The sequence below is a fragment of the Halorussus marinus genome (assembly GCF_004765795.1).
Lineage (GTDB): Archaea > Halobacteriota > Halobacteria > Halobacteriales > Haladaptataceae > Halorussus > Halorussus marinus.
In genome coordinates this window covers 17,708-38,796 of the sequence record NZ_SBIV01000014.1, presented here as the reverse complement: position 1 = coordinate 38,796, position 21,089 = coordinate 17,708, and the positions used below count along the sequence as shown (strand labels likewise).

Here is a 21,089-nt window from a genome sequence, read left to right as displayed (position 1 = left end):
CTTTGAGCAACCGGTACAACCTCCCCGATGAAGCGGGAGATTTGCGTCATGGTCAACGGAACTCTCCCGCTTCAACTCCTTTGATTTAGCGGCCTACCTCTCTGCCGTATGGCGATTCAACACAGCCAGTTACTTCGATGAGCAGCGTCCCGGTCTCGTTGACGCTGCCACCGATCACCGCGTCGCCGGCGGCCTTCTCTTCGGGAATGGACTCGCCGGTAGCGACCGACTCGTCGACCATCGATTCGCCCTCGACGACCGTGCCGTCGACGGGGATGTTTTCGCCGGGCTTGACGCGGACGCGATTGCCAACGTCGAGGTCGTCGACAGGGACCTCCTCGACATCACCGTCATCACTGACGCGGCGTGCCGTGTCGGGCTGGAGGTCGAGAAGGCCTTGGACGGCTCGGGAAGCTCGCGTGCGGACGATGAGGCTGGTGTACTCCGAAAGGATGTGATAGGTGGTGATGAACACGGAGACGGCGAAGAAGTGAACGGTCGGGAAGCTCGGGAAGACGAACAGGCCAAGCAGTCCACCCACGAGTCCGGCGAACGCGCCCGCTTCCAGGAGGACGTGCTGGTTGAAGATACCCCGGCGCACGCTCTGGAAGGCTTTCTCTTTGATATAGCGGCCGGGCCCGAACATCGTCCCGAGTGCCAGCCCCAGAGTCACCAGATCCATCCCGAGAGATGTTGACTCGAAGCGCCCCATCACGAAAATCATCCATCCCATCAGGGCAGCGATAACGATGGATGCGCCACCGGTGATGAGGAGGCGACGCTTGCCGTCGGAGAGTTCGGCCTGCTGTTGCTCGTACCGCTTCGCTTTGTCAGGGTCGCGGATGGTGTACCCGAGGTCTCGGAGCGTGTCCTTTACCTCGACCTCGCTCAGCAGGTCGTCGTCGTATTCGACGAGAACTTCCTCGTGGGCGAGACTCACGTCGACGTCCTCAACGCCGTCGGTTCGACTGTAGGCCTTCTTGATGCTCTCGGCACAGAACGAGCAGGACATCCCCCCGACGTTGAATTGGTCGTGTGTCGTTCCCATCGTACCTGTTGGTTATCGTGCGACGCGGATAACCATTATGACGAGAGTTATAGCGGTCTCGATATCATACTACCACTGTCGTTGGAATGGCGTTACTCTTACTGTCGTTGTCCGTCTATGTCGTCACAAGAATGGCGCTCCTCGAATCTGACGTGCCGATCCGCGAAGTCGTGACGACGGACCCGGAGAAAGCGAAGGCACTGGAGAACGATGTCCGGGTGAAGATCCTCGACATGCTCGCAACCGAGGAAATGACGATCGAGGAGATCCACGACGAACTGCATCGTCGTGGCGAAGAAAAGGCGGAGACGACGGTGCGCCACCACGTGAACGTCCTGAAGGATGCGGGGATGGTCGAGATTGCCCGGCTCGAAGAAGCTGGTGGGGGGACGCGGAAGTACTACAAGTCGAACACGCGGATTTTTTCGTATGACCTACCAGAGGACGCTGAGCAGACGCTCGCTGGGGCGCAGGAAACCGCGGCAGCCGAATTAGCAGGGCTCGTTGAGACGCTCTATGGGGAGCACGGCGACGACATCGAAGCGGTGGCACGAGAAATGAAGCCGTGCGAGTACTGTGCAACACAGCATTACGAGGAGTTCGTCCTCCGTGAACTGCTAAATCGCGCGCTTATTGACCTTACTGAGAATGGGACGCTGGAGAGTGTTCGGCGTGATTCAGAAGACGCCGGCGATGAAGCCGAGTCCCATGACGATGAGGACGGTCGCTGAGAACAGCGGCAGGTACGGTGTATACCGCTCGACTGTTTCTTCGTACTCCTGATAGCCGGCGATGAGGAGCATCGTTAACCCGACAATGCCGACGATGACCGTCAGCGCATACGCAGTCATCAGCTCCAGACAGTACGTCGAACCGGCACAGAGGCCGATAATCTCGAATTCTTCTTCGTGAGCGAACCCGAGGACGAATGCGAACCAGGCGATTCCGAGGAGTCCGCGGTCGGCGTCAGGAGCCGGATCGGTCCCGTGCTCGTGGGAGTGCCCTCCGATTTTTCCAAGCCGAATTTTCACCCGTGTAAGGAGCCCATCCGGGGAGTGTTCGTGCGTGGGTGGCGTGCCGTGACTGTGGTGGCTCGACTGCTCCTCCGTATGCTCATCGTGGTCGTGTCCGTGGCTGTCCTCGTGCTGGTGAGAATGGCCGTGCGTGTACTCTCGAATCCCGAGTCCGATGAGTAAGACGCCTGCGACGATGCTGACTGGACCGCCGATGGAAACGCCGCCAAGAATCGAGATCGGCTCGTTCACTTGGGTCAGCTGAAAGTAGGATTTCGCGTAGAAGAACACGCCGACCATCGCCAGACTGCTAATGAGGTGGCCGATGCCGATCAGCGAGCTGGCGGCGAGTCCGTAGAGCCACTTATTGGATTGATCGAGTGCATAACTCGCGGCGACCGGCCATCCGTGTCCGGGCTCGATGCCGTGCACGAATCCGAGCGCAATCGCGCCGACCAACAGTGGAAACGCCTCGCCGTGGAGCATTCATATATTCCTCTATCCCTGCGCTGTATAGCGGTTGTTAAGACTGAAACGTGAATTCCGTAATAATCGAGGGGTCAAGACAGTAGGGGATCAATTGGGGAGTATGCGCACGAGCTTGAACGTGTCTGAGGACATTCTCGAGGAGTTCGACGAGACATGGCAGGCTGAGGGGTTGGACTCCCGCTCGCGGGCGATTCGTGAAGCGATGCAGGAATACATCGAGGGACATTCACAACTCGAGGAGGTTTCAGGCGAGGTCGTCGCTGTACTGGCATTCGATTACCAGCACCACGAGGTGATTCACGATCTCCATTCGGCCCAGCACCAGTTTCAGGACGTCATCGAAACGATGAGCCATACCCACCAGGGCGAGTGGTGTTTAGAGACCGTCTTCTGTCATGGCGATGCGGCGCGGGTGCGGGAACTCGTGTATCGGCTCCGTGATTTCGATGGGGTTGGTCGTGTGAAGACGATGCTCCTCCGCAGTACTGCGCCGGCCGACCCGGAGTGAGATTCACTCGATACAGCAGCTCATCGTCGATATGTCCCGTCGGAACGCCTGACAGGCCTGTTTGAACGCCTCGGAGAACGTCGGGAACGGGTGGACGGTGTCGATGATGTCGTCGACCGTGAGGCCGAACGTCACCGCAAGCGTGGCTTCCATAATTATGTCGGCGGCACGGGGGCCGACCATGTGGACGCCGACGATCTCGTCAGTCTCGTGGTGTTTGACGACTTGGACGAGGCCATCCGTGTTCTCGACGGCCTTCGCTCGCGGGACATCCGCCATCTGGACGGTTCGGCACGAGCAGGTGCCGTGCTCGTCCATATACTCGCGTTCTGTCGTCCCGACTGCGGCGACTTCCGGGCTGGTGAACACGACTGCTGGCACCGCGTCGTAGTCGATGCTGACGCCCTCGTTGCCGAACGCGTTCTTGACGGCGTGATTGCCCTCCTTGGCGGCGACGGTCTCCAGTTCGGGCTCGCCGATCACGTCGCCCGCCGCGTAGATGTCGGGATTCGTCGTCTGGAAGTACTCGTCGACACGAATCGTCCCGTCGGGGTTCGTTTCGATCCCAACCGTTTCGAGGCCGATGCCCTCGCTATTCGGCTGGACGCCGGTCGCGACGAACAGCGCGTCGCCGGTGACCGTTCGCTCGTCTCCGTCGATGGTCGTTTCGACGGCGACGCCTGACTGAATCGCTTCGGCGCCGCCGTCGGCTGCTAGCGTGCGGACGCGCTGGAAGTCGTTGCCGGTGATCACCTCGATGCCCTCCTCCTCGAATGCACGCTGCATCTCGCGACCAAGTTGGCCTTCCATGTCCGAGAGGACGCGGTCGGAGCGCTGGAGAACCGTCACGTCGATGCCGACACGGTGCAGGATCTGTCCCCACTCCAGCGCGATGTATCCCCCACCGAGCATTAGGATACTCTCGGGAAGGTCGCGCTCCTCGAGGATGGTCTCACTCGTGTAGTAGTCGACGTCGTAGAGGCCGTCGATGGGCGGCGCCCACGGTGAACTGCCGGTCGCGACGAGGGCCTTCTTCCCAGTAATGTGTGCGCCCTCGTCGGCGCCGTCGACGACCTCGATGGTAGTATCGTCGACCAGCTGGCCGTACCCCTCGTAGATGTCGATCTCGAAGTGCTCGGCGACGTCGACGTAGTTCTCCTGCCGGAACCGCTCGACGAGTTCGTCGGTGTCGTTGAGGGCGGCGGCCCAATCGACGGTCGGCTCCTCGGGGTATCGAACGGCGTCGAAGGGGTTCTCCGACGCTGCAGCTCCGCTCTCGGCGACGGCAAGGAGATGCTTACTCGGAACACAGCCGACGTTCACGCACGTCCCGCCGATGGGCAAGCCGGTATTCACCATCGCTGTCGAGAGATCGCGTCGACTCGCTTCGGTGATTGCGGCGAAGGCTGCGGCGCCGCCACCGAGAATCACGAGATCGTAGTCGGCTGTCTGAGTCATCTGTGCCTATACTTTACGACGGGAAGTTCTTGTACTCCAGAGTCCGAAGCTATGGAGTAGGTTGGAGGCCACGAAGCTATGGCAGACACTACGTCATCGGCGCCCGCGTGCGATGTCGAGGGGACGTGCTACTGTCCGCTCACGGGTGTCATCGACACGTTGAGCCGGAAATACGCGATGCAACTCGTCAGCATCATCGGCGCACACGATTCGCTGCGGTTCGCGGAGATTGAGGAGCACCTCCCGACGGCGAGTACCTCGACAATCTCGAAACGACTCGACGAGTTCGAGGAGGCAGGACTCGTCTCACGGACGCAGTACAACGAAATTCCACCACGCGTCGAATACGCGCTAACTGACGAGGGTGATGAGATTCGTTCGAGATTAGAACCGCTTCTTGAGTGGGCGACGGCGAACTCCTGACGTACGGACTTTAGTGAATTTCATCCCACATCAAGTGGTGAGCAATTCAGATCGGAGTGCTGACCCAATGACTATCCTGTCTTCGTGTGCTACTATGTCGTATGATAAACGAGGGAGCGTCTGCACCGTCATTTACTCTTCCGGGTCTCCGTGACGGAGAACAAACCGGGTACTGCTTGGATGAGTCAACAGCCAATGATCGGGCTGCGTTGCTGGTATTTTACCCGTTTGATTTCAGTCCTATTTGTACAAACGAACTGTGTGCGATTCGCGATGCAGAGTGGTTTCAGCTAACGCCCGCTCTCGATGTCTGGGCAATTTCTGGTGACAGCGTCTACGCCCATCGAGCATTCGCCGAGGAATACGGCCTCAATTTCCCGTTACTTAGTGATAGTTCCGGGCGGGTTGCCGAGTCATATGACATCTGTTATGATGAATGGGAGAACCACGAGCGCGTCCCGCAGCGTGCCGTGTTTCTCATTGATTCCGAGCAAACGATTCGATACGCCTGGGCGACAGAAGATGCACTCGAGAAGCCGGATTTCTTCCCGGTTAAAGACGCTCTTGATACGCTTGAAGCGGAACGTGATGAATTCGGTCCTGAGGATGTCGAATTAGTAGTCGAATATAACGAGGAACCGGAATCTCTAACGTAGACTGCTATTTTAGGATTGTATCAGTGAACGCCGCTCCGACAATCAGCTCATGGCATCTTGGAACCGCTCACGAAGCGCGTCCTCGCGCTCCTCGAACTGGTTGACCTTCTCTTGCAGATCGTCGCTGATGCGCTCGATGCTCGCGAGCGCGCGCTCGCCGGCGAGCGACGCCTGCGACCCGTCATCGCCGTCTGTCTCCAGCTCCTCCTCGTAAGCGCGTTCGACGCGCTCGATGGTGCCCTCCGGGTTGAACAGGATGTCGTTGGCCGTGCGAACGTAGCCGTCCAGCGACGCACCCTCCTTGCCTTGGAAGAAGTGGGTGAGCGCGTACGTGGCGCCGGAATGCAGCGTCCACATATCGATCTCGACGGGGGAGGTCGCGTTGGCCTCCGCATCACTCGCAGCGCGCTCGGCCAGGTAGTCCGGGAAGCCCAGAAGACTGTAAAACTCCGTGACGGTGAACGGGAGCTCCGAGAAGTCGAGGTCGATGTCCTGGGCGTCCCGGATGAACTCGAATAGGTCGTCGGCGACGAGTTCGACCTGTGCGAGAAGCTCCTCCCACCAGGTGCGGAAGTTCCGCACGTCGCCGACGTGTTTGATGACCTCCTTGTCGGTGAGCGAACGCATCGTATTTGAACAGTACCCGTCCTGGGCGAACCCCTCGACGTAGACGGCGTGCTCACCGAAGAAGTCGTAGCCCGACGTGACGCCCATCGTGATCGGGTCCGACCGGCCGGGAAGGCGCACTTCGAGGCCGTCGAACATGATGTCCATATGGACCTCGCCGCCGCCCCGGTAGCGACGAATCTCGCCGAACATCACGTCACCCAGCGGCGTTCGGTCGATAGTCTCCTCCCGAAGGACCTCCTCCAGAGGGCCGTAGACGTCGACCGGGTTGATGATCGAGTACGAGTCGGTCGGAATATGGAACAAAGAATCCGTTTCGGCGTCCTCCTCACGGGCCTGCTCTCGAGCGCGACTCGGCTCGACGAGCGCGTTGAACCGCTCCGTCTCGACCCACTCGTCGGTGTACGGATTCTGGTACGCCACGGTCGTCTCGACGGCCTGCGGGAGGTCGCGGATCGCCTCAGCGAAGCTCACGGTGTCTTTGCCGCCGTGACGCTGACGATACCACTCGGGTAGTTCGGTGTCGGTACGTCCATCGACGCCTGCGAAGATGGTTCTCGACTCTGGGTCTTTCATCGTAGTCACCTCGACGCAGGAACGCTCATCGACGGCTGCCTGCATCGTCTCGCGCCCTGCGCCCCTCTGCCGGGCGCAACAACAACACCACGTTAACCAACACTAACCTAGGAAGCGGCTGTCTGTTGGTTAATCGAACCACCGTCGGGAAACTGTCGCACTGTCGTTACTCGGTGCTGGAGCGGCGTAGCCGAACCTGCTCCGGGTTCGGAACCCAGGGATGGTCCTCCCAGCAGTGAAGGGCGTGAGCATGGGGCGACTCGAACTCGGCTCCGCAGGATCCACACTCGTAGACATCGTCGGGCCAGGGCTCACTGACGTACATCGCTGTCACCGTCGTCCCAACCGGCTCGGGAGCTCCGCTTCGCTGAACGTACCGGTAGCCGCGAACCGTCCGTTGACGGATCGCTGTCCGGGCAATCTCGGCGGGTTTGCCGTCGGGGAGATACACCCAGCGAACGAAGTCGTCGACCGACTCCTTGGCCGAGGGCTGGAGGATGAACCACCGCTCGTGGGCATCCCGGAACAGGTAGCGTTCAGTTCCCCTGTTTTGGAGGTACACCGGGTCACCTTGGCCGGGGATGAGTCGCAGCCCCTGGGCCGGTGATATCGGGTCCAACAGTCGCTCGACTACAGATGGATCGCGCTCCGGCTGGTTGTCCGAGTCTTCCTCTGCTGCAAACTCATCGAGACGAGCATTCGTAGTCACGGAGCCCACCGTCCGAGTGAGGACTGTTCCCGCTCAGACTCATCAGGAACTTCACAGAGGAACCGCCACTTCGGCCGCTCTCGGATTTGCTTGTCGGGCCGGTTACCTGCCTGTCCGGGTTCCGTTTTCCCGGCGCAGTGCCAGCCCTTGTCTCTGAGCGCTTTAATCATCGAGCCGTCGAAGTCAGCTCGCACGAACGTCAGCAGAAGGCGAACGCCTCGCCGCCGACCGTGCCGACGCACGAATCGTTCCATCGACCGGGCGAGGGCGGCGGAGGCGAGATTCGGGAAGTCGACGCCGATGCAGATCCGTGCTGCCTCGACGATCTCGTCACCCTCGTATCGCGTGCCGTCGTAGTCCAGCGAGCGAATCAGTGGATAGCGCCACGTAATCGCACCCAGTAGCTGGTCCTGGTAACAGAGCCCGTGATGAACGAGGTTCGTCCGCGGGACACTGTCCATATAGGAATGATGGGCTTCGTAGATCGCGCCGGCGACGTGCCGTGGGATCGATTCGATATGGACGCGCTCTGCGAACCGCAGGCCGAGCGGCGCCGTGACCGGCTGGCCGTCGCGATGAATGGGACACGAGCACCCCTCGGGAGTGCGCGTGTACTGGAACCCGGTACTCCGCCGCTGGCCGGGAGAACGTGTCTGAGTCACGAGTCGGTGCCGTCAGTCTGCTCTTGCCAGTCGTTGTACCGCTCCAGTTCGCGACCGATTTTCTCGAGCGCCTCGACCCCGCGTTCGAGCAGCTGGTGGGTGGCTCGTAACAGCCGAATTGTCTCCATCAGCACTCCCCCTCCGGTGGCTCGATGAGGTTGTTGCTCTCGTCGACCAGGGCCCGGATGGCCTGCTCGACATCGGCATCGTCCGAAACCGTCCGGCTCGCCAGGGGTGCCGGATAGGCGCGATCGCCCTGATTACAGAGGACGGCCAGCCAGCCGTCGGTTCCCTCCCCAAGCACGATGTAGTGGTCGCGATCAGCCCGCTGGAAGACTCGCCGGTCAGGGCGAGTGACCGTTCGCCAGTTCTCGGGGAGTGTCGGTGACGGCCCCCCGCCGTCGGGAAGGGCGACGACGTCGTCGGCGATCGTCGCCATCGCCGCGTCGATTTCTTCGCCGGTGAGGTGCCAGCACGCCGCCGGGCCGTCACACTCGAGCTGGCTGATCACGCAATTCCGGAACCCAATGTAGTGTTCTCTCGCGATCTGGGCGTCGTTGTAGTAGTCGAGGAGGAGCCCACAGGCGAGCTGTGCGGGCCCGCTTCCAGCGTATCCCCACTCGAAGCCTGTCGGGCTGTGGTTGACCAGATCGAGACTTCGATCCGGGGTGAGACGCTGGTGTTCGGAGAGATTCAGAACGACGGCCTGGCCGTCGATGCGAAAGCCGACGTATTCGACGGAGTCGTCGCGACGGTTAGCGAGCGCTTCTGTCTGGACTACGTTCGACGTGGTGCGTCGGGCGTTCCCGTTCATCGGTACGTTGCGGGAGTGGTGACCCCCGCACCCCTCTCGGGGGTTCTACAAACAGAGCCGGAAACGCCCTCACCGTCCCTACTGGCTAGCTGCGGGGAACTCGAACCCGCCGGTGTCGGTCTGTGACTCCTCCGAGTCGGTAGTTTCTGATTGGACTGCCTGGCGGGCGTCTTCCAGTTCCTCGCGGCGGTCGTCGACGCTCTGGTGGATGCTAATGTCGTGTTTCTCGCAGAGCGCTCGCTCGACCGCGAAGGTCATCTCGTCGAAATCGACTGCCGTGATGTCGACGTCCTCCGGTGAGGGCGTCTCATCAGCCACGTCGATGTCTCGCGACCAGGTATCGGCCGAAATGTCGCTGGTCGGGAGTCGCCACTCGTCGCCCTCGAGCTGTTCACGCAGGTACCGCGCGAATTCCTTGTAGTGGTCGAGCGCGATGTTCTTCGTCGCTGAATCGGCCAGCAGCGCGATCGCGAGTTGATCGATGCGGGCCTCGTCAGCCTGTGGTCCCCAGTCGAACCCGCCAGGGGCGCGGCGTAGGACGTGGAGGTGCTTGTCCAGCACGTCGCCATCGGGCGTGTACACCAGCTGTCCACCCATACAGCGTTCACCGCGGTACGCTCGGCCGCCGGTCATCGAAACCCACCCTCCCAGTGACCCATACCTCGTGGTCGTTCTAGGGGCTGACGGGGACGGGAGTCCAACGGTCGACGGGCGGTGTCTGGACCGCGTCCGGCTTCCTGATTGCTCGCACTCGCGGTCCCGGTTGGTCGGGACCCGACGTACATCGGCTTTCGCGCTTGGCTCCGCTCCGTGACGACCTCCCGATGGAGCAGTGTACAGAGCTCCATGACGCTCTCGGCGAGCGCGAATGCTGCCTCTCGGGACCGGAGGTCGTGCTGGCTGAAGAGGATCGTCCCATCGGCTCGATCGACCCGGACCAGCCAGTCCGAGGATTGCTGGACGTGGCAGAGGACGGATTTCGAGAACTCGTAGGCGAACACGAAATGGTCGTCTTCTGTTCGGCGTTGCAACCACCAGTTGTCGGGAGCGATCTCGCTGTTGCTCTCAGAACTCATCGGTAACCCGGGACGAATGTGTCGTCCCGCGCCCCTTGCGGGACGAACAACAACACCAGCGCTCACGTCGTCGGGACTTCGTCGCCACCGTCGGCAACGTATTTAGTTATAGCAAGATACTATCCAATTACATTCGGATGGCTGTACTGGACGACCTCTCGGGATTCGAGTTCGAGGACTTGATGGAGGACGTCTTCCGCAACCTCGGCTACGAGAACGTCCGCCAGGCCGAGCGGACGGCCGACGAGGGACGGGACGTCATCATGGAGGAGGTCGTCGACGGCACCCGGCGTGCGATCATCGTCGAGTGTAAGCACACCGGGACGGTCGGCCGGCCGGTCGTCCAGAAGCTCCATTCCGCCATCGCGACCTTCGACTTCGACGGTCCAAAGCGCGGGATGGTCGCCACCACTGGTCGATTTACGAACCCTGCCGAGGAGTACGCAGATCGGCTCCAGCGGAACGATGATCCCTTTCCCATCGAGCTGATCGACGGCGAGGACCTCCGGGAGATCGCCGACGAGATCGGTCTCGATCTCTACAACGGCCGCATCGAGATCCTCTGTGACGAGACGCTCCGGCCGTACGACCCGGCGGCGGATGTCGACGCACCTGTCCAGGAGGCGTTCCGCGACATCGAGAACATCGAGGCTGCGGATCTGCCGGTGCCGCACTCGCAAGTGACGTTCCGACCGGTGGTTGCGATCACCGCCGACACGAACGCTGTCTTTGAGACCTCCGTCGGTGTCATCCACCGGATCAACGACCGCACACAGTTCGTTGTCCACGCTGAGCGCGGCCATCCGAAGGTGGCCGACGACGAAGTCGCGACGCTGGTCACCGAGAATTTCCACGCGACGGTTCCCCTCGATACCGGGCAGTTTACCGAGGTATTCGACGACGTCGACGAACGACGGTTCGGCCAGACCCAAACGGAGTACAAGGAGTGGGCTGTTGACCGCCTCCAGGATTACCACACGACGACGGTGACCTACACCGGCGACAATAACGTCACGTACAACAAGACGTGTGAGCCGAATCTCTCGGACATCTCAGTGCAATCGATTGAGCCGGTGTATCTACCTGAGGTTCGGCAGACGACAGAGATACTGGAGTACTCGTATCCGTACGAATACTATTCTGCTGGCCCCTCACGGGTCACTCTGGAGGACGGCATCCATCGGTGCGTCCACTGCGAGACGAGCGGCGTTGACGAGACGTACACCTACTGTCCGAACTGCGGGGCGATCGCCTGCGACACCCACATCAAGACCGAACGGCTCGAAGGGGAGCCGGTCTGTACCGGCTGTGCGGTGACCGAACGGTTCGCGCTGAAGAGGAAGTACTTCTACGACGAGGAGAACCTCGACGCGTTCCGCAAGGAGTACGCCGAGATGCCCCTCCACGAGAAGGCGATGGAGAACAAGCTGCTTGCTGGAGGGAGCGTGGTTGCGACGCTGCTGCTCGTCGTCGGACTACTCGTGATCGGCGGCATCATCTAACCCATCGCAATTTTCCGCCAGACTGCGTGGTTGGTGTTACGCGACTCCGTACTGGTCTTTGAGTGCCATATATTCGTTCTTTTTTGGGAGGATGACTGGCAGATCATCTGTTCTGTCGAAGTCGCCCTGAAGTGGCCGATACAACGCTTTCACAGTGGGTTCCAGGTCGTACCACTGTGCGGTCTCGACGAGTGTCTCCTGATCGATATCCTCCGCCTCGATCAGCAGCATCGAATAGCTGACCCGCCTAGATCCGCTATCCAGAAGGAGCGTATGGCATACGACTTCAGCAGGCGTTAGGTCTTCGTCCGGAGCATACCAGAACGGAGGCTCGCCGGCGAGGAAAAACTGTAGACCATACGCTGTAAACCGACCCAGTCCGGTCATCTCCCAGTCCGGAGCTGCTTGGAGTGCGTCCGTATCCTCGTCGGTCTGCAGGCGAACGAGTGCTCGCTTCGGATCGCACCACGCGATCGTGGCACTGGGAGCGATTTCCCGGACTCGGGCTCGATGTTCGTGCTCTACAGTAGCCCGGGCGAACGCCAACAGCGGCGAGACTTCGTCATGAAGGGCGTACTTCGAATCAGATCTGGAGAGTAGTGCTCGGTGCTTGAGCGGTGATAACGCGCTGTGGACACCTTGTCGAGTGATTCCGAGCCGGTCTGCGATATCAGCGATGTGTCGTGGTCTATCGAGATACCAACACACGCGGAGTGTGGCTGGGGAGAGCAGTTCCGTCCAGTCTACGTGGCTGAACTCCGACTGCAGCGTTCGATACGCTTCGGTAACTGGATGTTCCGCGATGCGGACACGACGCTGATTGCTGGACCCACGGGTTTCTGTGAGCAATCCCGCTGCGAGCAATTCGTTGAGTACGTCGTACAGATGGTCTCGTGAATATCCGGTTTCGGCCGCGAGTTCCGCCGGTGTTGCTTCACGGCCGGTACTCAGCGCGTCAAGCACGGCGAGTCCGGCCTTCGAAATCATCTGGGTCTTTCTAAACCCTAACTGTATAAATACGATTTGGGATTTTACTTGACGACTGCTTCGTCCCGGACCAGTTCTGCGAGCGCGTCCTCGAGCGACCCGTGGAACTGCCAGCTCGCCTGCTCGAAGGCCTCGTCGGTCGGGCCGTCCCAGCGGGGGAACGCGGAGTGACCGCTCACTTTGACTGTCCACTCGGTCGGCTCGTCGAACGGGTTCTCCGTCGGGAGTTCGACGACGTAGAGGTACTCCTCGTCGCCGTGGATGCCGTCGGCCGGATTCTCGACGCCGTGGCCCAGCAGGAACAGCGGCTGGTCCAGGTGCTCCATATTGGACGGCTCGAGGAGATCCGCTGGCTGAGCCGCGTCGATCGTTCGCTCTGGGTCGCCATCCAGGTAGAGGTCGACCGTCGAGAGCTTGTCGAGGAACACGAAGGTCGCCGCCGTGTAGCCCGGGCCACGCTCTGCGCGGGTCGCATCGAGCAGCTCTTTCAGTTGTGCGAGATCCCGGAGGACGCTCCCGGGATACCCGTCCGAATGCCGGTACACCTGCGCGACGCGGTCGGCGCTGCCATCTGTCTCACCGGTCTGTTCGACTCGTTGGACGAATCGGAGTTGGCTCCGTGTCGACATCGGTACTCGCCGGCGCGTGTGCGCCGGCACCCATCGCCGGCGCTGAAACAACACCACACAGTCGTAGCGGGATTGCAATCCGCTACGCGAGATGTGACACCTCGTCTGGTTCCTCCACGTCGTCGAATTCACCACGCTCGACCGGCTCCCAATCCTCCCCAGGTGCTGGACTCCACCAGTCGATCTCATAGGCACCCGGTGCACCGAGGATTTTTGCCCGTGCCGAGCCGTCAGGCAGGTCGCGGCGGAGCTTCTCGTCGACGTGAAGGTTCCACGTTGAGTCGGTGTCGAAGCACGCGAGCACAGCCTCCTCGTAGCCACGGTCTTCTCGAGACTCTTGGAGGACGACCTGCGTGTTACAGTTCTTGCAGAACACTCCCTCGAAGGGAATGTGGGTGAACACTTCCTGCCCGCAGACGGGACACCAGAGGAACTCGAACAGTGCCTCGCTGTGTCGGTCGAGTACTTCGAGACTCATTGTTGGACCGACCCGGTTCGACCGGGTCACTCTCTCCGCCCCGGCCGAAAAACACCCTGCGTGTGTACGTCCTCAGCGTTCAGGGCCGTAGACGATGCGCGAGGGGGCTTCGTACCCACAGTCCGGACAGTCGTACCAGCGCTGTACCGTCGCTCCATCAGCTGTCTTCTCACCGACGAGGACGTCGTCGTTTGGACACTCCGGACAGTTCAGTTCGGGCGCTGGCCGCTCCCGAAGCGCATCCCGGAACGTTGTCGCCTCCTTCGTCTCGAAGCCTCGCGACCAGATCGGGTAGCCGTCGACGAGGATCGCTCCGCGCCACTTGTACCGGTATGAATCCGGCGCCCGGTGTAGAACAGCTCGCGCTCCAGTCTCGGTGTTTCGATACGCGAGTGTTGGTGAGCGACTCTCTCGTGACCAGTTGGTGATTCGTGGCATCGTTGGTCAGAAATGAACGTCTGCGGGGACGATCCAGAGCGTCTGGCTGTCCTCGTCTTCCTCGAGGACTCGGTCGAGCTGGCCTCGATGCCGAATCCCCTGGGCGTGCTGGTCGTACATCGGGATTGAGGGCCCTTCGTACGCGCCGACCTGGTGGAACGCGTGGCGGGCGAGGTCCTCGTCGCGCATGATCGCCTCGTCGCTGAGCTCGTCGAGCGCCTCCTTCACGCGGTCGAGATTCCGCTGAAACTCCTCTTTCGTGGCCTTCCAAGCCCGGTCGAGCAGTTCACCGCCCTCCTCTGAGTTGATGGGGGCCGCCGTCGGCAGGTCACCCCAGCGGGCCTTCCCGGCGACCGTCGTGTCGTCTTCATCGAACGTGACGTAGTAATCAAACACGGCGCAGCCGTGGGGATTCGCGCCGACGAGACGGTCGAAGACTGCTTTCCCCTCGACCAGGGCGTCGTGCTGTGTCGGTGCTTCCACCAGCGCGTAGATGACCATATGCATCTGGTTCACCTCGGAGTGCCGACTCACCGGGCGCCGCTCGGCGCTGTCTGCTCGGTGCGCCGGCACCCATCGCCGGCGCTCGAAAAACCTCGCTTCGGGAGACCGCGTTCAGGAATCGGCAGTCTGCTCGACGGTGATCGTCAGGTCGCCCGACTCGTAGTCGGCCTCGAAGTCGGTGCTGAACGCGTCGGAGTCGTAGGCGGCGTGGTAGGCACGGTGCAGTTCGAGCGACCCGGTCGCCTTGAAGTGGAAGAACGCGGCCGCCGTGTAGGGTTGGCTCTGGGTTTCGATCTGCGTCTCGACAGAGGCCGGGAGCGCGATTTGTGGTGTGTCCGTATCGATACTCGTAGCGAACGCCTTCGCTTCCTCGACGGTCGCCTGCGAATGTGCGGGTGTCTCGCCGGTGAGCACGTTTACCGGCGTCTCGGTATCGTCAGTGAACAGGACATCGTGGAAGGTGCGCGTCCCGAGGACTGCGTCGGGACTTAACTCGCAATCGTGGAGTGGATCGTCGTCTGGATTCTCGGGCATCAAATCAGAGCCTGCGGTGGGGCTCAGTCTCTACTGCCCCAGACAAACTGCAAATTGTCTCGATAGAGCGCAGGAAAGTCGCGAAAGAGGAGCGTCCTGCCCGCACTTCCCGCCGCAGAGTCAGGTGTCGGAGAACCGATCGGGCTCGATTCGCGACAACCGCATCGCGTTCCCGGTGACACCGAGGCTCATCCCCATATCACCGACAACGACCGCCAACGCAACGCTGACCAGCCCCAGTGGCACGCCCAGCGCGAGCAGGAACTTCACGCCGAGACTCGCCCAGATGTTCTGCCGGATCACCCCGTTGGCCGTATGCGACAGGTCGTACAGGTACGGGAGTTTCCCGACGTCGTCGCCCATCAACGCAATATCGGCCGTCTCGAGAGCGGTGTCGGTGCCGGCCGCGCCCATCGCGATGCCGACCTCCGCGGTGGCGAGCGCGGGCGCGTCGTTGATGCCGTCACCGACCATCGCGACATCACCGTACTCTGCCTGTAACTCCTCGACAGCGTCGACCTTCTCGTCGGGCAGGAGTTCTGCGCGATACTCGTCGACCCCGACCTGCTCGGCGATTGCGCGGGCGGTGCCCTCGTTGTCGCCGGTGAGCATCACCACGCGCTCGACGCCCAGCTCGTGCAGGCGTTCGACGGCCCGCTTCGAGGCCGGGCGAACCTCGTCGGCGATGGCGATCGCACCCAGCAGTTTCGACTCCGTCCCGACGATAACGACAGTCTTGCCCTCCCGCTCCAGCGCGGAGAGGGCATCCTCGGCGAACGCCCCGTTCTCGCCCTCGGTCGCCTCTTCCGTCATAACGCCGCCGTCCGTCTCGCGGCGTGCCCGAGCGAGGTCGAAGCCCAGTTCCTCGAAGAGCGCGGGCTTGCCCGCATAGTACGTCTCGCCGCCGATCTCGCCGCGGATGCCCTTCCCAGTGAGGCTCTCGAAACCCGTCGGGTCGGGCAGGTTGCCCACGCCCGCCTCCTCAGCACGGGCGAGAATCGCCGTAGCAATGGGATGCTCACTGCGCTGCTCCAGCCCAGCGGCGCGACGGAGCAGATCGTCCTCCGTAGTGTCACCCACCGGAACGACGTCGGTGACGGCGAGTTCGCCCTTGGTGAGCGTCCCGGTCTTGTCGACGGCGACGGCGTCGACCTCGCCCATCGCTTCCAGGTAATTTCCGCCCTTGATCAGGACGCCGTTCTTCGCGGCGCTCGTGATGCCCGACACCACCGAGACGGGTGTGGAGATGACGAACGCACACGGGCAGGCGATCACCAGCAGCGTGAGCCCACGGATGAACCACGTCTGCCAGTCGCCCGCGAAGGTGAACCCGTAACCGGCTAGGTCCACCGCCACCGGATCAGCGATAACCAGCGGCGGGATAGCGGCGGTCAGGATTGCCAGCACGACGACGAGGGGTGTGTAGTAGCCGGAGAAGCGGTCGACGAACTGCTCAGACTCGGTCTTCTTCGCCTGTGCGCCCTGTACCATTTCGATAATACGCGAGAGCGTCGAATCGCCAGCGGTCGAGGTGACCTCTACCTCGAGGTACCCCTCTTCGTTGATCGCGCCGGCGTACACCTCGTCGCCGGTGGTCTTGTCGACGGGGACGCTCTCGCCCGTGATCGGCGACTGGTCGACTGCACTCTCGCCTTCGATGACCGTCCCGTCGAGCGGAATCTTGTCGCCAGGGCGGACGACGACGGTCTCGCCAACGTCGACCTCCTCGACGGAAACGGTCACTTCCTCACCATCGCGACGGACGGTCGCCTCGTCGGGCGAGAGTTCCATCAGCTCGCGCAGAGAATCCCGTGCCCTGTCCATCGCATAGTCCTCGAGCAGTTCGGCGATGCTGAACAGGACGGCCAGCGTCGCGGCCTCGACGAAGTAGCCGATGCCGGTTGCGGCGATGATCGCTGTCCCCATCAGGAGGTCGATGTCGAGGCTTCGGTTCTTCGCGGAGTAGTACCCGCTGCGGACGACCGGGATGCCACTGGCCGCGACGGCACCGAGGAACAGGACATCTGCGATGTGTAGCGGGTAGTCGAGGATGCTCGCTATCGCGACGTTCTGGCCGGTGAGAAGGAACTCGAAGACTAGACCAAGGATGACGAACGCTGCGCCGAGCCACGTCTTCTTCGCGCGAGAACTCGTCCAGACCTCCGAAGGTGGCGCGATATCGACGCCGTCGGCAGACTCGTCGGTTTCGTCGTCTGCTCCGCCGATCACGTCATAGCCGGCGGCTTCGATCGCCGCGACGACGTCGGCTTTGGTAGTCCGGTCCGGATCGTACTTGATGGTAGCTGTCCCGGTGGTCGGCTGGAGCGTGGCCTCAACGACGCCGTCGACGCGCTGGAGGCTCTTGTCGACTTTTTGCGCACACGACGGACAGTCCATCTCGGGGACCGTGAGACGGGCAGTCAACTCCCGCTGCCCGCCGCCGTTCGGTGGTCCCGCTGTATCCACATCGGAATTCTCTGTCATCACCTCACGGTAGGAGCGGGAGTTCGATATGTCTTTGTTGGAATATTCCAACCGCGGTGTCAGTGCGATGCCAGCCGTTCTTCCGCTACCCGCTCGCCGGCGACGTGTTGCTTCGCCAAATGTTCTTCCGCCCGACGGAGCCGGTAGGTAAGTGTTGACCGAGGCACGTCGAGATGCTCGGCCAACTCGCCGACATCGACCTCGCGGGGCGACTCGTAGTAGCCGTGTTCGACGGCGGCTTGGAGGGCGGCTTCCTGCGCCGGGGGTAATCCGCTCGGTGTTTCGTCGCTTCCTCCAGCTGCTGTCGTCGTGTCCGCGGTGCGGAGCATCTCCATCTGAGCGCATTCTTCGACGGCAACCTCGAGGGAGTCGAAGAATGCCGCCACGTCGCCGTCGCCCGAGTGGATGAGTCGCCACGTGTAGTGGCGGCCCTCATGACGGGTCTCGAACAGCACGCCGTCCCCGAGATGGTCGCGGGCGATGTGGGGAACCGAGGCGCAGGTGGGGGTTCGCTCCCAGTCGGAGTAGAGGACGAGCGTGTCGTCCGTGCGGTCAAGGACGCGGGTGGTCTGGGTGGCGCCGCAGTCCTCGGTGGCGAGACAGTCGGCGTAGTAGTCGCTGTTTCGAAACGCGTCCTCGATGGCGTCGAGTGCGTCCGGAGTGCCGGTGGCATGGTCGACTCGCCAAAGTTGGTCGGCAGTCGCGTGCAACGAAAGCGAGCGGACACGGGCGTCGGGGTAGTCGGCAAGGGCATCCGCCACCCTATTGCACCCCGGCTCGTATTCGAGGGCGAAGACGAGTTCGCGCATACCCCGTCTACGGCCTCCTCCGACATAACCAATGGCACGGGACTACGTCTACTGGTGAGCATCAGATCACGTCGTTCGGGTCGTGGACCTCCTGCATTCGCTGCGCTTCGGCCGCGTATTGGTCCTGGAGATCGGGGTCATCAACCGTGCCGAGATTGCCGGGCCCCGCATCGACTGCCGCTGTCGTATCTCGAATATCGGTGAAGGACGTGAGTGCCCGCTCTTTCCGATAATACTGTTTGCCGTCGGGTGTCGCGTAGGTGAGGATGATTAGGTTCTGTTCATCATCGGAGTAGGTACGTTCGACGAGCCATACTCGCACCTCGTCATCAGCCCGATCTGACATATCCAGACGTTCGTGGGGACTCAGAAAGGGATTGGCGTTATAATCGGTCGACTGACGCAGTTTTCGACGGTGATTCACCACCAGGGATGCGCAGTTCCTGGCGCTCGCCGACCCACTCGCCGAGTTTCTGCTTGAGGTACTGCCTCGCCGTCGACGGCGTGAACACCCCCTTGTCGACCATATCGCCGACGACGTCCTTCAGCGCCCGGAACTGCCCCTTCAGATGGCCGTCGCCGACCGGCTCGCCGTCGTGCCACCGAACGGTCGCGAGCGCCCCGTTCCCGACCGTCTCACCGTTGTCGATTGTCTCTGAATCGTACTGCAGGCCGAACCACAGCGTCCGGTAGGCGGTCACCTCGAAGGTCGGTGACACCACGTAGAACGCCTCGTGGTGGAGGTAGTCGAGATGGTCAGCGATGATCTCGTCGAGGGTGAGCCCGGTGGCGCGGGGCTTCGGCTCGACGACCGTCGACGGTCGATCCTCGTCAGCGAGGTAGCCGTCGACCGCATCTGCCTCGAGGCCATCGGCCAGTTCAGCCAGCAGCTGTTTCGCCCACTTGGAGTTGGTGTCGTCGCCACCGAACGGCGACTCAGCCGAAATTCGGTGCTTGAGCTTGAGGTTCGCTGCGCCCCAATGGCTGTAGTGGAGCGTGTACTGTCCGTCTGTGCGTTCGTACGCAACGAGTGCGCGGTGGCCCATCGAGCAATCACCTCACGGGGCGACCGCTACTGGATCGCCCCGCACCCCTCTCGGGGGACGAACAACGCTACTCCTCGATTGGTTCGGGGGAACTGAGATCCGCGTAGAGGACTTCGCCGTCGCGAACGACGTACCGCTTCGCCAGCACTGGGAAGCGACACTTCGTGAACCCCGCTGTCTGGATGTCGAGTTCCTCGTCAGCTTCGAGGTGGTCGGCAAGTTCTCGCAAGAATTCGTGGGTCACGATGCCGCCCTCGTAGTCCGGGAGGCCGTTCTCCCGCGCCTCGTACACTTCGAAGTCATCGTACCCCCAGATGGTGAGTTCGCCCTTGTCGGTGACCTCCCAGTCGAGCGTCCCGAAGCAGTAGCTCTCACAGAGTTCGCGGACAGCCTGTGGATCCGATACGATCGCGCCGGTTGACGTCGTCGCAGCTTGTAGTGTCGCCATGTCTGGACTCGCGGGAAGCCCCGCACCCCTCTTGGGGGGCGATAAACCGACACTGGAAGTGCCCCTGGCGTCGACGGCGATGACGATCAGTCGTCTGTTGGGGCGTCTGGTCCGCTCCCGTCCTCTGGTCCCGTGAGTAGGCTCACTTCTTCCAGGAGGTCTCTTGCAGTCTCGACTCGCTCTCGATCCGCGTCGTCCAACCGCTCGACGTCGAGGCGGCTGAGATTGCTGAGTACACGATGCATCCAGTAGCCCTGTTCGACTTGCTGATTCATCGGTAGCGCCTCACCACTCGCCGGCGCGGATAGACACTCCACGTGACTGTCGTCGTCGCATCAGGTCGCCACCAGTGCTCGTCGCGACGCGTTGCCGCCAGGAGGTCACTCTCACACCCGTCGTCCAACATTGTGTCCGGGCTGTGGGATGCCTCGCCGGTCGGCCGTAGTTCCTCAACGTCAGAATATCGGTCGTACATCGGTTGGCCATACCTTCTGTCGGTATCGCATTTCAACGTCCGGACGCCTTCGCCCGCAAGGCATTCTTGATTATGCGAGACAGTACAAACATATATGGGAGTAGGGCGCGAACACTGTCCCAAGAGGTGCCAACCATGACCGAATCCTCGCGAGATGGGGTCCAATCGTGGACTGAGTCGATGAGCGCCCGCGACCGCATTCGGGCGGTCGCCGAGTCACTTCGCGAACCCCGCTCAGTTAACTGGATCAGCGAGCAGGCCGACGCCGCCTGGAGCACGACCAACGAGGAACTTCAGGACCTCGTCGACCAGGGCCAGTTGCGTCGCGTCGAGGCCGGCGAGACGACGCGCTACCAACCGGACTACACGCGACTGCTCTTCGAGGAGATCCGCACGCTCATCGAGGAAAATACCCGCGAGGAGCTGCGGAGTGAATTGGCCGCGATTACCGAGGAGATCGAGGAGTGGCAGGCGACCTACGACGTCGAGACGTGGGAAGAGCTTGAACAGTCGCTCGCCGACGGCGACCTCACAAGTGCGGAGCTCCGGGACCGCCGCGACGTCATCGCGTTCTGGCGTGAGAACGAGGAGGATCGCCGCCTCATCAAGCACGCACTGGAACTCTACTCCGACGTCGAAGCTGCCCGCGAGCAGATGACCGACGTGGCTGACCGCGCCACGAGCTAACCCTCCTCT

The 21,089-nt window shown here is 61.8% G+C and carries 27 protein-coding genes and 1 pseudogene; 6 read left to right on the top strand and 22 right to left on the bottom strand.

Going from position 1 to position 21,089, the window contains the following annotated elements:
- Positions 1-88: 88 nt before the first annotated feature.
- Positions 89-1,048: pseudogene (locus EPY72_RS18355) on the bottom strand (P-type ATPase); the annotation flags it as partial.
- Between the two features lie 131 nt (positions 1,049-1,179).
- Here EPY72_RS18355 and EPY72_RS18350 point away from each other — a divergent pair.
- Complete coding sequence (locus tag EPY72_RS18350) at positions 1,180-1,779, top strand: ArsR/SmtB family transcription factor (RefSeq protein ID WP_103993006.1); 600 nt, start codon at positions 1,180-1,182, stop codon at positions 1,777-1,779.
- On the opposite strand, the gene EPY72_RS18345 is transcribed toward EPY72_RS18350, so the two are convergent.
- Entirely contained in the window at positions 1,726-2,547 is an 822-nt protein-coding gene (locus EPY72_RS18345; protein WP_103992928.1) for a sulfite exporter TauE/SafE family protein, read from the bottom strand. The two genes, EPY72_RS18350 and EPY72_RS18345, sit on opposite strands and share 54 nt — an antisense overlap.
- A 103-nt stretch (positions 2,548-2,650) precedes the next feature.
- Here EPY72_RS18345 and EPY72_RS18340 point away from each other — a divergent pair, with 103 nt between their 5' ends.
- On the top strand, positions 2,651-3,058 hold the full coding sequence (locus EPY72_RS18340) for a CopG family ribbon-helix-helix protein (RefSeq protein WP_011222470.1): 408 nt from the start codon (positions 2,651-2,653) through the stop codon (positions 3,056-3,058).
- Between the two features lie 3 nt (positions 3,059-3,061).
- Here EPY72_RS18340 and merA read toward each other — a convergent pair whose 3' ends face one another.
- Positions 3,062-4,516 carry a mercury(II) reductase gene (gene merA / locus EPY72_RS18335; RefSeq protein WP_103992927.1) on the bottom strand — a complete coding sequence of 485 codons (1,455 nt, stop codon included), beginning with the start codon at positions 4,514-4,516 and terminating at the stop codon, positions 3,062-3,064.
- A gap of 78 nt (positions 4,517-4,594) precedes the next feature.
- On the opposite strand from merA, the gene EPY72_RS18330 reads away from it, so the two are divergent.
- On the top strand, positions 4,595-4,939 hold the full coding sequence (locus EPY72_RS18330) for a winged helix-turn-helix transcriptional regulator (protein ID WP_089649946.1): 345 nt from the start codon (positions 4,595-4,597) through the stop codon (positions 4,937-4,939).
- Between the two features lie 101 nt (positions 4,940-5,040).
- Entirely contained in the window at positions 5,041-5,595 is a 555-nt protein-coding gene (locus EPY72_RS18325; protein WP_089649945.1) for a peroxiredoxin, read from the top strand.
- A gap of 42 nt (positions 5,596-5,637) precedes the next feature.
- Here EPY72_RS18325 and EPY72_RS18320 read toward each other — a convergent pair whose 3' ends face one another.
- The 7 genes from EPY72_RS18320 to EPY72_RS18295 form a co-directional block, all read right to left on the bottom strand.
- A complete protein-coding gene (locus tag EPY72_RS18320) occupies positions 5,638-6,798 on the bottom strand; it encodes a hypothetical protein (RefSeq protein ID WP_240728576.1) in 1,161 nt (386 codons plus the stop codon).
- A 166-nt stretch (positions 6,799-6,964) separates the two neighbouring features.
- On the bottom strand, positions 6,965-7,507 hold the full coding sequence (locus EPY72_RS18315; protein WP_200820959.1) for a hypothetical protein: 543 nt from the start codon (positions 7,505-7,507) through the stop codon (positions 6,965-6,967).
- Positions 7,504-8,169 (bottom strand): hypothetical protein, encoded by a 666-nt coding sequence (locus EPY72_RS18310; RefSeq protein ID WP_103992925.1) that lies wholly within the window; start codon positions 8,167-8,169, stop codon positions 7,504-7,506. The genes EPY72_RS18315 and EPY72_RS18310 overlap by 4 nt, the downstream gene beginning before the upstream one ends.
- Complete coding sequence (locus EPY72_RS20010; RefSeq protein ID WP_280178011.1) at positions 8,166-8,297, bottom strand: hypothetical protein; 132 nt, start codon at positions 8,295-8,297, stop codon at positions 8,166-8,168. Before EPY72_RS20010 ends, EPY72_RS18310 begins: the two co-directional genes overlap by 4 nt.
- Entirely contained in the window at positions 8,297-8,983 is a 687-nt protein-coding gene (locus tag EPY72_RS18305; protein ID WP_103992924.1) for a DUF6166 domain-containing protein, read from the bottom strand. The genes EPY72_RS20010 and EPY72_RS18305 overlap by 1 nt, the downstream gene beginning before the upstream one ends.
- 78 nt (positions 8,984-9,061) lie before the next feature.
- On the bottom strand, positions 9,062-9,580 hold the full coding sequence (locus EPY72_RS18300) for a DUF6166 domain-containing protein (protein ID WP_244605619.1): 519 nt from the start codon (positions 9,578-9,580) through the stop codon (positions 9,062-9,064).
- A gap of 32 nt (positions 9,581-9,612) precedes the next feature.
- The gene (locus EPY72_RS18295; RefSeq protein WP_135807368.1) at positions 9,613-10,059 is read right to left on the bottom strand and encodes a hypothetical protein; all 447 of its coding nucleotides are present in this window, start codon (positions 10,057-10,059) and stop codon (positions 9,613-9,615) included.
- A 137-nt stretch (positions 10,060-10,196) separates the two neighbouring features.
- Here EPY72_RS18295 and EPY72_RS18290 point away from each other — a divergent pair, with 137 nt between their 5' ends.
- A complete protein-coding gene (locus EPY72_RS18290; protein WP_135807367.1) occupies positions 10,197-11,561 on the top strand; it encodes a restriction endonuclease in 1,365 nt (454 codons plus the stop codon).
- Between the two features lie 36 nt (positions 11,562-11,597).
- On the opposite strand, the gene EPY72_RS18285 is transcribed toward EPY72_RS18290, so the two are convergent.
- The 12 genes from EPY72_RS18285 to EPY72_RS18230 form a co-directional block, all read right to left on the bottom strand.
- Positions 11,598-12,548 carry a hypothetical protein gene (locus tag EPY72_RS18285; protein ID WP_011222457.1) on the bottom strand — a complete coding sequence of 317 codons (951 nt, stop codon included), beginning with the start codon at positions 12,546-12,548 and terminating at the stop codon, positions 11,598-11,600.
- Positions 12,549-12,592: 44 nt separating this feature from the next.
- On the bottom strand, positions 12,593-13,177 hold the full coding sequence (locus tag EPY72_RS18280; protein WP_011222456.1) for a hypothetical protein: 585 nt from the start codon (positions 13,175-13,177) through the stop codon (positions 12,593-12,595).
- 82 nt (positions 13,178-13,259) lie between these two features.
- The gene (locus tag EPY72_RS18275) at positions 13,260-13,655 is read right to left on the bottom strand and encodes a DUF7567 family protein (protein WP_011222455.1); all 396 of its coding nucleotides are present in this window, start codon (positions 13,653-13,655) and stop codon (positions 13,260-13,262) included.
- A 72-nt stretch (positions 13,656-13,727) separates the two neighbouring features.
- Complete coding sequence (locus tag EPY72_RS18270; protein ID WP_011222454.1) at positions 13,728-14,093, bottom strand: DUF7568 family protein; 366 nt, start codon at positions 14,091-14,093, stop codon at positions 13,728-13,730.
- 6 nt (positions 14,094-14,099) lie between these two features.
- Complete coding sequence (locus EPY72_RS18265) at positions 14,100-14,600, bottom strand: DUF7995 family protein (protein WP_011222453.1); 501 nt, start codon at positions 14,598-14,600, stop codon at positions 14,100-14,102.
- A gap of 108 nt (positions 14,601-14,708) precedes the next feature.
- Positions 14,709-15,131 carry a DUF8025 family protein gene (locus EPY72_RS18260; RefSeq protein WP_011222452.1) on the bottom strand — a complete coding sequence of 141 codons (423 nt, stop codon included), beginning with the start codon at positions 15,129-15,131 and terminating at the stop codon, positions 14,709-14,711.
- Between the two features lie 120 nt (positions 15,132-15,251).
- The gene (locus EPY72_RS18255) at positions 15,252-17,615 is read right to left on the bottom strand and encodes a heavy metal translocating P-type ATPase (protein ID WP_210423572.1); all 2,364 of its coding nucleotides are present in this window, start codon (positions 17,613-17,615) and stop codon (positions 15,252-15,254) included.
- 59 nt (positions 17,616-17,674) lie between these two features.
- Positions 17,675-18,424: a helix-turn-helix domain-containing protein gene (locus tag EPY72_RS18250; protein ID WP_004594502.1), complete on the bottom strand. Its 750-nt coding sequence runs from the start codon at positions 18,422-18,424 to the stop codon at positions 17,675-17,677.
- Positions 18,425-18,485: 61 nt separating this feature from the next.
- Positions 18,486-18,770, bottom strand: coding sequence for a DUF7967 family protein (locus EPY72_RS18245; RefSeq protein WP_004594503.1), 285 nt, complete (start codon positions 18,768-18,770; stop codon positions 18,486-18,488).
- Positions 18,771-18,807: 37 nt separating this feature from the next.
- Positions 18,808-19,470: a DUF6735 family protein gene (locus EPY72_RS18240; protein WP_004594504.1), complete on the bottom strand. Its 663-nt coding sequence runs from the start codon at positions 19,468-19,470 to the stop codon at positions 18,808-18,810.
- Between the two features lie 67 nt (positions 19,471-19,537).
- Entirely contained in the window at positions 19,538-19,918 is a 381-nt protein-coding gene (locus tag EPY72_RS18235; RefSeq protein WP_004594505.1) for a hypothetical protein, read from the bottom strand.
- An 86-nt stretch (positions 19,919-20,004) separates the two neighbouring features.
- On the bottom strand, positions 20,005-20,193 hold the full coding sequence (locus EPY72_RS18230) for a DUF8012 family protein (protein ID WP_004594506.1): 189 nt from the start codon (positions 20,191-20,193) through the stop codon (positions 20,005-20,007).
- A 335-nt stretch (positions 20,194-20,528) separates the two neighbouring features.
- Between EPY72_RS18230 and EPY72_RS18225 the strand changes: the two genes are divergently transcribed.
- On the top strand, positions 20,529-21,080 hold the full coding sequence (locus tag EPY72_RS18225) for a DUF7342 family protein (RefSeq protein WP_049938513.1): 552 nt from the start codon (positions 20,529-20,531) through the stop codon (positions 21,078-21,080).
- Positions 21,081-21,089 lie beyond the last annotated feature (9 nt).